Raw genomic sequence first — 13,138 nt, 5'->3', positions numbered from 1 at the left:
TGGTTTGGCGTTGGAGTGCCGGCTTTAGCCGGCTAAAGCCGGCACTCCAGCGTGTGCCCCCCGGCTTTTCAGACAACAATGGTATTATGCTCCCTCCCACCACCCTCGCGCGCTTGCGCGAACTCCGTGATACGATCCTAGATCTACTTGATCAAGGTGATGCACCCGCTCTGCATGCGGCGGTAGAGCAAGCGTGGGCGCTGGCGCACCCAGCGGTTGAGCCTGAAGCGACGGCGTTGGCCCATTGGTGCCACGGCTTGGCGCTGCTCTACCGTGAGCCGCGAGCTGCCCTGGAACATTATGAGGCGGCGTTGGCCTTCTTTTCCGCGCACGAGCGCCCGCCCGAAGAGGGGCGCTTGCAGATTGGCTATGCCGGCCTGCTCGGCCAGTTGGGGCGCTTGGCTGAGGCGCGCAGTGCGTTGGAACGGGCCGCGTGTTGCCTTGCTGATGCCCCCGCAGAGCAGCGCTTTCTGCCGGCCCTCGCTATCAATCGCTCCGATGTTGAGGGGCGCTTGGGTAACTATGAGGCGATGTTGCTCGCTGCCCGTGAAGCCGAGCGGCTGGCTCTGCAGCATCAGCAGCCCGCTGCACAGACCCAGGCGCTGGTCAATCAGGCTTTTGCCGCGCTCTTTTTGGGCCAGTTTGCTGCTGCTGAAGATGCCTTGCAGCAGGCGATGACGGTTGCTGATGCACCTGATTTGCGTGCATGGGTCGCCGTGAACCAAGCACGTCTCGCTACCTACCGGGGCCAACTCTTTGCCGCTCTGCGCCTGCTTGCGTTGGCCCGCCAAGCTTTTGCTGCTGCTGCCATTGAACAAGACCAAGCCACAGTGGCATTGGAGGAGGCGGGTCTCTATGCGCGTTTGCAGTTGCCCCATGAGGCCCGTCGCGCTGCCCTGAGCGCCGTTGAGGGCTTTGTCCATGCCGGCTTGAGCCAAGAGGCTCTTGAGGCGCTGTTGATGGCTGCACGTTTGGCCCTGACCCTCGATCAACCTGCCCTGGCCCGCCAAGATTTGGCCCGTGCGGCCCAGTATCTCGCCCAAGCGCCTCCGGTGCTGCAAGCGCTGTTGCTTGGCTACCAAGCCCATCCGCGTCTGCATCCCACCCGCGCCGCCCGGCGTAGCGCCTTGGCTCAGGTGAGCAAGGCAAAAGCAGAATTAGAGGCGGCTGGGTTGCTGACAGAGCAGCTTGAGTTGGCGTTGCTCGTGGCTGACTTAAGCACAGGGGTGCGCCTTGCTGCGCAGGAGTATCGCCATGTGGCTGCCTTGGCCCGCGCCAACGATCTCATCGATCTGGAACAGCGCGCCCTCGTCGGTCTTGCCCGCCGTTTGCCCCCCGCCGAAGCCTGGCAACCATTACAACGCGCCGCTGAATTGGCCTCCCTGATGCGTCAGATGATGCCGGTTGAGGAGCTCAAGGCGAGCTATCTCACTGGCGTTGCTCCGCTCTATGCCGATCTGATTAACGCTTACCTACAGGCTGCCAAGCCTGAAGCGGCGCTCGCGGCGCTCTTCGAGGCAAAAGGTGGTATCTGGGCTGAATTGGCCGCGCCCTCGCTGGAGGCTGAACGTACACCCCTGTTGCACGATGCCCACTGGTTGCGAACCAAGGCCGAATGGGACTACTGGCAGGAGCAGTTGCATGTTGCCTCAACTCCTGAACTGCGTACCCAAATGCAACAGCGCATCCATACGCTTGAAGCTCAACTGAATGGGCTAGCACGCCAGCATGTGCGTCAACGCAGTACCCATGTCTTGCCCAATCTGGCTGTGCTGCAACAGGCGCTGCCCGCTACAAGTTGCGCCCTTGAGTATCTTGTGGCCGGTGAGCAGCTTGTGGTCTTCCTGATTGAAGCCACAGGCCCACCACGTTATGTCATACTTGGCGATCTGGCCCAACTGACGACGCTGCTCAACCGGCTCACCTTGCAGCGTGCGAGCCTCGCCTATTGCGCCAGTGCTGAACAGCAACAGCGCCTCGCGCAGGGCCAACTTGACCCCAGTGAGCGCCTGCTGCAACAACTCCACCAACTGCTCATTGCGCCCTTGTTGCCCTTGTTGCCGCCCTCGCTTACGCAGTTGATCATTGCACCCGACGGGCCGCTCTATAGTGTGCCATGGGCGGCGCTGCGTGATCTCAATGAGTTAACATATTTAGATCAACAATATGAGCTAATCCTTGTGCCTTCTGTCGTTGTGCTGGCCCTGCCCCAACCTGATGCCGACAATGGCCCGCCCCTGCTGCTTGGGTGGGAAGGCCAACCGCCCCTGCCCCATGTCGCCAGTGAGTTGGCAGCGATCCAGCATGTCCAGCCTGAAGCCCACTGCTGCAACCCAGCTCAGTTGCGCGACCTAACATGGCCTAGACCACCCCAACTCCTGCACCTTGCTCTGCACGGACAGATCAGCGCTCAAGCGCCCCTGCTCTCGCAACTCGCCCTCGCCGATGGCCCCCTGCTGCTTGCCGATGTACTCAATCTGCAACTCAACGGCACCCAGGTCGTGACGCTTAGTGCCTGTGATACCGGCAAAGTGCCTGAACGGGGCGGCGTCGCCTTGGCTTTGGCCGGTGCCTTCCTCTGCGCCGGCGCCCACGCCACCATCGCCAGCCTCTGGCCTGTCCACGATGCCGCCACAAGTACCTTCATGGCCAACTTCTACCAGTCCCTTGGCGCAGGCCAGAGCATTCCGCTGGCCCTACGCCATGCCCGTGCAGCCGTCCGTAGCACGGGCCGTCTCCACCACTACTACTGGGCCGCGTTTCAACCACTGTTGCGGCACATTACACCAATAAACTCGGCACGTAGAATCGGACGGCCCCGTGCCTCCCAGCGGCGGTGGTAGTGCGATTTGAGCAGGTTGCTCAATGGCAACGACCATGCTTCGGGGTTGAGTAGCTGTAGCTGCGGTGTGGCGGGAATCAGGCTCAACAACTGCTCATACAGATCGGGTTGGTCGCTCATAAAGCTCAAACGGCCCCCCGGTACAAGCCCTCGTTCAAGCTGAGAAAGTATGGGTAGACCAATCAGCAGTTGGTTGCGCTGACGCTTGCGGAGTAATGGGGCCGGAAAGTGGATGTAGACCGTCTGTAGCGCCTTGTCGCCGATCTGACGGCAGGCCAGCCGCGCATCGGCCTGGATGAAGCACAGATTGTTGAGTTGGGCTGTGGCGGCCCGCTCAACCGCCCGCCAGAGCGGTTTGGCCACCAGTTCAATGCCGACATAATTAACCTCGGGGTTGGCAGCAGCAAGCGCAAGCAGCAGATCGCCAGTTGCACAGCCAATATCCAACTCCAAGGGGCGCTGATTGCCAAAGAGCCCACTGGAACTAAGCAGCGGGAAGGCGCTAGGGTTGTGATAGAGTTCCCGACTCGGCCAGACGCGCAAATAGCGCGCCGCAAGATCGGCGGATGGCGGCGCAACCCTCAGGCGCGCCGGGTAACGTCCTCGGCCCATAGGATTGTCTGCGGAAGGATACAGAAACGAGAAAATAGGTTTGCGGTATCAGGATGCGCTGAATGCCTCCGAACGGTAAAGTGCCCTGAAACTATCCCTTTGCGGTAGAAATGATCGTACTACCTGCTCAAAGGCTACCGGGCGCTCATCCATAGGGTTATGCAAAGCCCCAGGGATTTCGGCGTAGCGTGCGCCAGCAATGAGTCGCGCAATGCGGCGCGAATGGGCAGTAGGTACAAGGCTATCGAACTGCCCCGAAATGACCAGGGTGGGCATGCTGAGATGCGCCAGACGCGCACCTGTACGGGTGGCAAAGAGCGAACGGTAGAGGCGGTGCAATCCCTCTGGTTCAAAGATCGAGAGATAGGCATTGCGGCGCAACCACGGACGCAGCCAACCTCCACCATGCTCGTGGGGCACCTGCGTACTCAAAGGGCGCGCGGCCCGCCCCAACGCCTGCGAGACGCGCAGCAACGCCCAGCCAAAGGTGGGCAGCATATAGGTACGGGCATAGAAAGGCATGCGATAGGCATCAACCGCCGCATCTACCAACACCAGATGGCTAACCAGATCGGGGCGCAGCAGCGCCAACTCAGCCGCCACCGCACCACCCATCGAGTGGCCCATCAGCGTCATCGGCTTCAGCCCAAACGCATCGCAGAAGTCAGCCACCGTTTGTGCCAACGCCACCAGCGTTGCGGCCCGCCCCAGCGCCGAATCACCATGGCCCGGCAGATCAAGCGCAAAACAGCGATAGTCGCGCCCCAAGCCACGCAGCGTAGGCCACCACAACTCCTTAAAAGCCCCCCAACCATGCAGCATCACCACAGGGTGCCCGTGATCGCCAGCATGCAGATAACTCAACTCCAAAGGCGCATAATAGCCTACCCTAATCGGAGCAAGTGGAGCCGCAATGGCGTGTTGCTTGGAACGACGGAACATAGGAGGCATTATACCAAATTTCGATTGTAGATTGCAGATTGTAGGTCGAAGCCAAGTGGCGCAGCCCCAACGCCAAACAGGATGCGGCGCGGGAACTTGGTTCCCGCGCCGCATCCCCAAGTCCCTAATCGCCCGAGGCTGCTTCGCGTACCAAACGCAGTGGCCGGGGCTGGATGCGCCGCCGTGCTACCCCACTCGCTCCAACCACCACCGGGGTGAGCCGGAGCGGGCGCGGATTGGGTACCGGGCGCGGCTGATAGCCCAACAGCCGCATGATGCTCGCTTGATCCTGCTGCGGGACATAGCGGGTTACCAGTTGCTCGCCTTGGGCGCTGACAATGATGCGCGCTGGTTCGGGGCTGAGGCAGTGGTGCGCCCCGCCGCGCCCGGAGATCATCTGCTGGTAGGCACCTACCCCGCAAACGGCTACGAGTAGTCCTGCCCCGCTGTTGGGCAACATCAGCGGCGGGCGGTGGGGCCGTGGGTAGACATCATCGCTGTCGCAGGTACGTCGCCCCGCGAGGCGCACCGGCACCACTGGGCGATCCCAGTCGCTCAAGGGCAGCATGACAAACTCTTGGCCCTCGACCAACAGCGCATCCGGGAGGCTGACCATCATGCTGCTGTTCATCAAGTACCAATCCGGCTGCCCCGCCTGGCCATGCTTGACCGCACCTACCTCAAGCAGCAAGACGCTGTGGTTGGCGACGGTGTAGCGCCCAAATTCGCCGATCAGGTCAGGAACAGGTACATCATAGGCGGCACAGGTCTCAATCAGCGTCGCCATCAGTCGGCTCAAGAAGCCCGCATAGTCGAAGCTAAAACCGAGCCGATAGCCCGACGTGGGCACGCCGCCACCAAAATTGAAGTAGCGCAAGCTCGGTACTTGACGGCGCAAACGGCAATAACCCTCCACTGAAGCGCGTAGCGTCGCCAAAAAGTGGGCCTCGTCCTCCACTTGGCTACCAATCATGGCATGGTAGAGGACCAATTGATGCGGGCTGGCAGCAATCCGCTCAGCCGCCAGCCTAAGCTCAGCATCACTCAAACCAAAACGATCATTGCCGGGATGCAGCCCATCGCGGTTGCCAGCGGCACGCTCGCGCACACCAAACTGAAGCGGCGCAGGCAGATCAAGCAACGCATCAAGCTCATCCAGATCATCAAGCACAGGAGTCACATTGGCAGCGCCATCAAGGCGCAAAGCCCGAATTGCAGCAAGATAGTTTGGCTCCTTGGAGCCATTACAGCAGATCAAGCGATCCTCGGTCAACAGCCCCTGTTGAAAGAGACTATGGGCAATCGTGAGATCGGCGGCTGCCGAGGTCTCATAATGAACCCCAGCGGCCAACGCGGTCTGCACGGCCTCTGCCGCGAAATTTGCCTTGGTCGCATAGGCATAGAGAAACCGCCCCGCGTAGTTGTTCGCTTGGCGCGCCACTTCGGCCCAAGCATACATACGCTCCACCTGAGCCGTAATCTGCGGGGTATAGACAACCTCCAACGGAGCGCCATAGTTCCGCGCCAACTCATTCAGGTTCAGGTGCCCGCCCAAGAACAATTCGCCCTCACGCCGCACCATAAAATCAGTGAGTTGACCCTCACCCGCGAACCCGAATTGATCCTGCATATAGTTGGTGTAGGTCTGCTGCTTCAATTGTACCAATGCCCTCCTCATCAGTGAGACGCCATGTCCGGCAATCTGCAATCTGCAATCTGAAATCTACAATGGTATGTTGCAACACCAGTGAGACGCCATGTCCGGCAATCTGCAATCTGCAATCTGAAATCTACAATGGTATGTTGCAACACCAGTGAGACGCCATGTCCGGCAATCTGCAATCTGCAATCTGAAATGGGTATGTTGCAACGCAAAACCAAGCCGCGAGGCCCATGCCTCCAGCAACAAATCATGAACATGAAAAAAGCCCCTGCGCCGACAGCAGGAGCCTAACGCGGATGCGTGCGGATCAGGCCGCTAACGCACAGGGCTACCCCAGCCCCTCTCAGGCCACAAGTCGGTGCAGTTGGGATGGCGCACATCGTGGGCGCATAAATTAGAATGAACGTCCATACTGCCTCGCTGTAGCCCACCCGGCACCGTCACATTCCATGCGGCTGATCACCCTTCGCGTGATCGCCACGACGGCGACATTCGTTTCGTGTTCGGTGTTGCGTGTTGCGCTGTGCCGGGTGCCTTCCCGGAACGCGAAACCCGTCACCAAAACGTAACGGGGGGCGCGGAACCATTGGTCGTTTGGCACGACCGGCAAGCATTATACCCCTATGCCCCCCCCATGTCAATAGCTTTTTTTGTTGCTTGCGCGTGGGGCGGAGGGGGAGCGCGAGGGAACCAGGTTCCCTCGCACACCCTAGCTACAAATTACTCACCAACCCCGGCTGAACCACTGTATAGCGGCTCTGCTGTCGCCCATCGGGATGGGTGACGATGATGGTGTACTCACCTGGGGGCAACTCCACGGCACCGTACCAACCATCAGCGCTCGCATGGATGTCACGCAGCCACTCGCCATTGTGGATCAGTGTGACCCGCGCATCGGGCACCATGGCACCATCCACCTCTGCGATGCCCTGAAGCATGCCATGGGTCGGATTGGCAATCCAGGGCCAATCAGGTGCCTGAGCCGGTTGTGCAAAGACGGTTGCCCGCAGTTGATCCATGAATTCGCGGCGCGTATGGAAGTTGCTGCCTGCAAAGGGCTTATCGTAGGAGAAGAAGGCTACGCCTGAGAGGACGCGGCCATGCTCGTCGGGCGTATGGGCACGCTGAATCTGGGCGATGTTCTGCTCACGGGTGTTCAACCACGAGCCAAGCCCCACGACGACCGCCCGCCGCCCGGTATGGTTGCGGCTAAAGTTGAGCCAGCCATTGTACCATTCGCGTGAACGCGGCACCCCTTCGGCAAAGTATTGCATTGGCAGCGCCACATCAATGATGCCCTCCTCCAACCAAGCGGGCCAATCCTGGAAGACCTGGCGATAGGCTGAAGAGTTGGGCCAATCGTGGGGGCTATAGGTTCCCAAACCGCCCCACGTAATCGTGGCTGCACTCACCTCAATAGTGGGCTTAATCGCCTTGGCCCGAATATAGAGCCGCCGGGCCAATTCGGTCACGCGGTCGCGCCGCCACTGACTCCACTCCGGGTCTGCTGGCTGCGGACGGCTATGGAGTGGGCGACCATGAGCCAGGTTGAAGCGCTCAATGCTCACCCGATTGTAGCCGTAGCTCTGCCCGCCAAAGCGGATATAATCCCAATGGATGCCATCAAGTTCAGGATAGGCCCAGAGCAGATGTTGTACCACCCGCTCGAGGTGCAGTACCGCCGCCGGATGGCCAAAATCAAAATCGCCCACCTGCACGCCCCCAAAGGTTGCCGTCGTCCAACGCTGCGGATCGGGAACATCAGGGCCATGGTGGGTGCAGACATGCTCCGGGTGGCCCCAGAGCGCATCGGCGCGGCGGCAGGTCACCGAGAGAACCAACCATGCATGGACGCGTACGCCACGGCTGTGGGCCTTTTCGATCAGATAGGCCAAGGGGTCAAATTCGTGTGCTGGTGCGAGGCGCGGATGCAGCGCCCGTGGTTCAATCGCGTTATTATACCAAGCATCACCATGGCGACGTACCTGCATAATAATGGTATTCGCCCCTGCACGCACGACATTCTCCACCAACTCGTCAACCTCAGCATGATTGTAAAAACCAGGGTTAAAACTGTCCACCCAAAAGGCCCGCATTTGTTGAATCGGAGCCTCTTGAGCTTGTACCACCGAAGGCGGCGGCGCAAGCCCAGCCAGCAGGACAACAACGATCAGCAGAGCAACAAAACCGTGGCGCATCGCAATTCCTTTCCTTGATGTGCCTCGCACCATTGGTTACAAGTGGGGCAAAACCACTTTACCCCACGGCACTCAATGCCGCGCATGGTGCCTTGAAGTCTGCTTATTGTCAACTTTGCCCCAATAATACCATTTACGATTGCCGATTGCCGATTGCCGAACATGGCGTCTCAATGAGCTTTCGCGTGCTTGATCATGCGGCATGTTCAAGGGTAATTGGTATAACACCATTTACGATTGCAGATTGCCGATTGCAGATTGCCGAACATGGCGTCTCAATGAGCTTTCGTGTGCTTGATCATGCGGCATGTTCAAGGGTAATTGGTATTAAGGTGTTGGCGGAGGTTCGGAAAGGGAATATGCAGCGATGAGGTTTGACACACCTCATAGCTGCATGTTACATTGCAATAGGCTTATAGGGCGTACAGATACCATGCAGCCCGCGCAGGAGCTGTGTTGCAAAGGAGCAGAACCGTGAGCGCACACCTGGGAACCGCTGAACGTCCACTGCGTGTGGCGATTGTCGGGGCAGGGCCAGCGGGCTTTTATGCCGCTGAGGCACTGCTCAAGCAGAAGGATTTGGTCTGTCGGATTGATTTCTTTAATCGTCTGCCTACACCCTATGGTCTGGTGCGTGAAGGTGTTGCGCCAGATCACCAGTCCATCAAAGCGGTCACGCGGGTCTATGATAAGTTGGCTGCGGGTGCGGGGGTACGCTACTTTGGCAATGTTACCTTTGGCCGCGATCTGCACCACGCCGATCTGAAGGCCCACTACGATCAGATTGTCTACGCCGTTGGTGCCCAGTCGGATCGCAAGATGGGTATCCCCGGTGAGGATTTGGCTGGCAGTATGCCCGCGACGATCTTTGTCGGTTGGTACAATGGCCACCCCGACTACCGTGAACTTAGCTTTAACCTCGATCACGAGCGGGTCATTGTGGTTGGTAATGGCAATGTGGCAATGGATGTGACCCGCATCCTCGTCAGTGACCCCGATGAGTTGGCTAAGACCGATATGGCCGATCACGCGATTGCGGCGCTGCGTTCGAGCAAGGTGCGTGAGGTGGTGATGCTGGGGCGACGTGGCCCCGCCCAGGCCGCCTTCACCAACCCTGAGTTGAAGGAGTTTGGCGAGTTGGCTGGCGTTGATGTTATTGTTGACCCCGCTGATCTCGCGCTCGATCCGCAGAGTGAGGCGAGCCTCGCCAATGATAAGACGGCGCTGAAGAATGTTGAGTTGCTGCGTACTTATGCTGCCCGTGGCGCAACGGGTGCGCCCCGCCGCATTGTGATGCGCTTCCTCGCTTCGCCCGTTGAGGTTCTCGGCGCTGACGGCCAGATGACAGCGGTCAAGGTGGAACGCAATCAACTCATCGAGAGCGCCGATGGCACCATGCGTCCCAAGGGCACTGGGAACTATGATACGCTTGAGGCCGGGATGATCCTGCGCTCGGTTGGCTATAAGGGCGTACCCCTGCCCGGCGTACCCTACAACAGCGCCAAGGGCACGATTCCCAACGTGGAAGGGCGCGTAACCGACCAAGAGAGCAATGCGGTCATCCCTGGTGAATATGTGGTCGGTTGGGCCAAGCGCGGCCCTTCAGGTGTGATTGGCACCAATAAGCCCGATGCTGCGGCTACCGTCGTGTCTATGCTGGCCGATCTACCCAACCTGCCCGCTGCCCCCGCCGATCGCGATGTCGCCACGCTCCTCGCTGAACGCGCTGTGGATGTCGTGACCTACGCCGACTGGAAGCTGCTCGATGCCCACGAGAGCGCCCAAGGCCAAGCCCAAGGTCGCCCCCGCGTCAAGGTGACCTGTGTCACCGAGATGATGGCGATTATCCACGCCGGGCGTAATACAGCGTAAGTGGCGTATTCCGTCTAAACCTAATACCTTTTAAATAGCGGTAGTTGTGACCTTAGGGATGGTTTCAGAAACAGCCTTTCAGCTTTACCGTTGGAGTGCCGACTTATGGTCTTCCAGTAAATAATCCGCTAACCAGACCTCGCAGATCTGGCATATCTATCAGGTCTAGTCCGTGCCGCGACACCGGATTAATTTCTGGAAGACCATTAGTCGGCATCCAGAGGTTGTCGGCGACCTCAGCCGACTAAAGTCGGCACTCCGTCGGAGGCCAAACTGTAAAATGGCATGAAACCTTCCCTTAGCCGCTTTGCGGCTTTGCGCGAGCTTATTTGAAAGGTATTGCTCTTAGAAGCTGTCTGAAAAGCTAGTGGTCACGGGTTGGAGTGCCGGCTTTAGCCGGCTGAAGCCGGCACTCCAACGCCAGTTCATGGGCTTTTCAGACAGTCTCCTAGCTTGGTGTGTATTGGTGGCGGCGAAGCGCCACCAATACACCGCTGACAGGCGTATGTTTATGTTAGCGCAGTTGCTCAAAGGCGCTGCCGCCGCCGGTCATGACAAAGAGCAAGTTAATAAGAATCCCGATCACCAAACTAATCGCAACCATGAGCAGGAGGTACATGGTGCGGCGGCGGATGAGGCGGCGGAATTCGCCTTGCAGGATGAGTTCGAGGGTCTCTTGGTGGGCGGCGAGCACGGTTTCGGCACGGGCTCCTTCGGCTTCGGCTTGGGCTAAGGTGGCGGCAACGTCGCTGAGTTCGCGGCAGCCACGGTTGTTGGCCACATGGCTCAGGGCCGCAAAGGGGCGTAGGCGTAGGTCGGCACCCACGGCGAGGGCTTCGTCCACTAGGTTTTGCATTGGTTCAAGGCGCGGGTTGGGACGCCGCACGTAGCGGCGCAGGATTGCAATCGGCGCTTCAAAGCTACCTAAGGCGACCCGCACGAAGGCGACAAAGCCGGGTGTGAGCCGCCGCAATGCGGCGGCTTCCCGTTCGCGGCGGATTTGCGGTAGCCGGGGCATGACGATGCCAAAGGTGAGGTAGGCGGCCAGTGCGCCCGCGAAGAGCATGAGGCGCTGGTTGCCGGTTGCGCCGCTGGCCAGGGCGAGGCCGATCAGCATGGCGGCACTGACTGCGCCAGCCACTTGGCCCGCAACGATCCGTCCGATGCCTGCAAAGCGGCTGGCGGCACTCGGAGCCGCGTAGCTCGGTTGGCGCGGTTGCAGCCGCGCCCCGAGCAGCGCCATGAAGGCGGCAGCGAGCGCCGCAAGATAGTAGGGTGCGCCGGGGGCAATGAGTAGACTAGGCATAATGGTTCTCCTGGGGGGTTAGTAGTCACTATCTTCCACTTGGGCCAGCAGGGTTCCGCCAACAATGGGCAGGGCGAGGGCCATGACAACGACGGTGCCAACAATGGCCCCAAGCGAACTGCTGTAGGCAAAGATAAAGCGTTCCCATTGGGTCCAGATGAGGTAAATGGCCATAAAGATACCGGCAAGGCCAATCGCAACGCCGCTGTAGCGCATCTGGGCCAATTCGGTCTGCGCTTCGTCGCGGCGCCGCTCGGAGAGTTGCAGGGCGCTGTAGGCGGCTTCGCAGCGTTTGGCTAGTACCTCTTGGGGTTGGCCAACCGAGGCCCCTAGGTGGTTGAGAAAGGTGGCGTGACGTTGCGAGGGGGTCTGGTCGGCGAGGGCAAGGACGACCTGCTGGGGCGTGGCGATGCCGCCACCACTGAGGGGCATGCCCTGGCGCGTGAGCAGGAATTGCCACTCGTCGCGCAGCGGTCCAGTTGGCATGTCGGCGCAAATGCGTTCGAGGGCCGGGCGCATGCCGGTGCCTGCACGCAGCAGTGCCCCGAGTCGCCCGACTGCCCCGGTGAGGTCGCGGTCGAGGGCGTTGATGTAGCGGTTGCGCGCATCCACGCTGATCACTGCGATGGCTAGGGCCGCAAGGGGGGCACCGAGTACCAGCGCAAGGCCCAAGGGGGCCAGGAGCACAAGCACCCCCGCAATGATGGTGGTAATCCCTAGGCCCCAGCCGGCCAATGTGCTGGCTGGGATGGTCTCTGGGGCCCAGAGTAGCGCCGGGTCGGGCCGTTCGGCCGCCGGGATGTGCTGGAGCGTCTGGTGGGCCTGGCGGGTGCGGGCCATGACGATCAGTGTGGCGATGCGCGGACGCAATAGAATCGTGATCACCATAAAGCCGAGGATTGCCAATGCGGGCATAACGGCATAGATGAGCCAAGCGGTCTCGGGGTGGGTGAGGTGGGGCGTGAGGTAGGGCATGGTGGGACTCCTTGAAGCGGTAGAGCGGTAGAGCGGTAGAGCGGTAGAGCGGTAGAGCGGTAGAGCGGTAGAGCGGGAAAGCGATAAAGCGGGAAAGCGATAAAGCGGGAAAGCGGGAAAGCGGGAAAGCGGGAAAGCGGGAAAGCGATAAAGCGATAAAGCGGGAAAGCGGGAAAGCGATAAAGCGGGAAAGCGGGAAAGCGATAAAGCGGGAAAGCGGGAAAGCGATAAAGCGGGGGAGCGGGGGAGCGGGGGAGCGGGGGAGCGGGGGAGCGGGGAAGCGGGGGAGCGGGGGAGCGAAGGGCTTAAGGGCGGATAGAAAATATATGCGTTTCCGCGTAAAAACCTCATTGCAACGCCAAGAATCTCGATTTCGTCGCCCCCTCTCCCGCTTGCGGGAGAGGGGGAAGGGGGGTGAGGGTCGAAGAGCGCATCCCCATCAGGAATCCGTAGGCATCCGCACAAAAATTCTTTCCGCCGTTAAAGGGCGAAGGGGCAGGAACTGCGGATAGGGCTTTGGGATGCCCCGGATGGCCCTCACCCCCTACCCCCTTCGGCAAGCTCTGGTTCGACAGGCTCACCAACCGGGCACCGCCTCTCCCACGTTGTGGGAGAGGGGCGAAGGCACCGCAGTTTTTTTGCGTTCCTTCATCCTTCATCCTTCATCCTTCATCCTTCATCCTTCATCCTTCATCCTTCATCCTTCATCCTTCATCCTTCATCCTTCA

8 protein-coding genes are annotated in these 13,138 nt (G+C 60.0%); 2 read left to right on the top strand and 6 right to left on the bottom strand.

Translation table 11 applies throughout. The annotated features are described in order from the left end of the window. Positions 1-2,843, top strand: a 2,843-nt coding sequence (locus CJ255_RS18560) for a CHAT domain-containing tetratricopeptide repeat protein (protein WP_217352488.1), incomplete at its 5' end; no start/stop codon positions are given. On the opposite strand, the gene trmB is transcribed toward CJ255_RS18560, so the two are convergent. The 4 genes from trmB to CJ255_RS18540 form a co-directional block, all read right to left on the bottom strand. Further along, positions 2,762-3,454, bottom strand: coding sequence for a tRNA (guanine(46)-N(7))-methyltransferase TrmB (gene trmB / locus CJ255_RS18555; protein ID WP_097645585.1), 693 nt, complete (start codon positions 3,452-3,454; stop codon positions 2,762-2,764). The two genes, CJ255_RS18560 and trmB, sit on opposite strands and share 82 nt — an antisense overlap. A gap of 48 nt (positions 3,455-3,502) precedes the next feature. After that, positions 3,503-4,396 (bottom strand): alpha/beta fold hydrolase, encoded by an 894-nt coding sequence (locus tag CJ255_RS18550; protein ID WP_097645584.1) that lies wholly within the window; start codon positions 4,394-4,396, stop codon positions 3,503-3,505. Positions 4,397-4,520: 124 nt separating this feature from the next. After that, entirely contained in the window at positions 4,521-6,062 is a 1,542-nt protein-coding gene (locus tag CJ255_RS18545) for a type III PLP-dependent enzyme domain-containing protein (RefSeq protein WP_165774797.1), read from the bottom strand. Positions 6,063-6,772: 710 nt separating this feature from the next. Beyond that, positions 6,773-8,257, bottom strand: coding sequence for a family 10 glycosylhydrolase (locus CJ255_RS18540; RefSeq protein ID WP_165774796.1), 1,485 nt, complete (start codon positions 8,255-8,257; stop codon positions 6,773-6,775). Between the two features lie 474 nt (positions 8,258-8,731). On the opposite strand from CJ255_RS18540, the gene CJ255_RS18535 reads away from it, so the two are divergent. Further along, positions 8,732-10,129, top strand: a complete 1,398-nt coding sequence (locus CJ255_RS18535) for an FAD-dependent oxidoreductase (RefSeq protein WP_097645582.1) — start codon at positions 8,732-8,734, stop codon at positions 10,127-10,129. Positions 10,130-10,643: 514 nt separating this feature from the next. Here CJ255_RS18535 and CJ255_RS18530 read toward each other — a convergent pair. After that, entirely contained in the window at positions 10,644-11,435 is a 792-nt protein-coding gene (locus tag CJ255_RS18530) for a hypothetical protein (RefSeq protein ID WP_097645581.1), read from the bottom strand. 18 nt (positions 11,436-11,453) lie between these two features. Further along, positions 11,454-12,410, bottom strand: a complete 957-nt coding sequence (locus CJ255_RS18525) for a hypothetical protein (RefSeq protein ID WP_097645580.1) — start codon at positions 12,408-12,410, stop codon at positions 11,454-11,456. Positions 12,411-13,138 lie beyond the last annotated feature (728 nt).

The organism is Candidatus Viridilinea mediisalina (assembly GCF_002532535.1).
GTDB classification, from domain to species: Bacteria; Chloroflexota; Chloroflexia; order Chloroflexales; family Chloroflexaceae; genus Viridilinea; species Viridilinea mediisalina.
This window is presented reverse-complemented; position numbering and strand designations above follow the sequence as displayed.

Excerpts from the sequence above, each read along its gene's own strand:
- trmB (WP_097645585.1), bottom strand. The coding sequence starts at position 3,454 with ATGGGCCGAGGACGTTACCCGGCGCGCCTGAGGGTTGCGCCGCCATCC.
- CJ255_RS18550 (WP_097645584.1), bottom strand. The coding sequence starts at position 4,396 with ATGTTCCGTCGTTCCAAGCAACACGCCATTGCGGCTCCACTTGCTCCG.
- CJ255_RS18540 (WP_165774796.1), bottom strand. The coding sequence starts at position 8,257 with ATGCGCCACGGTTTTGTTGCTCTGCTGATCGTTGTTGTCCTGCTGGCT.
- CJ255_RS18530 (WP_097645581.1), bottom strand. The coding sequence starts at position 11,435 with ATGCCTAGTCTACTCATTGCCCCCGGCGCACCCTACTATCTTGCGGCG.
- CJ255_RS18525 (WP_097645580.1), bottom strand. The coding sequence starts at position 12,410 with ATGCCCTACCTCACGCCCCACCTCACCCACCCCGAGACCGCTTGGCTC.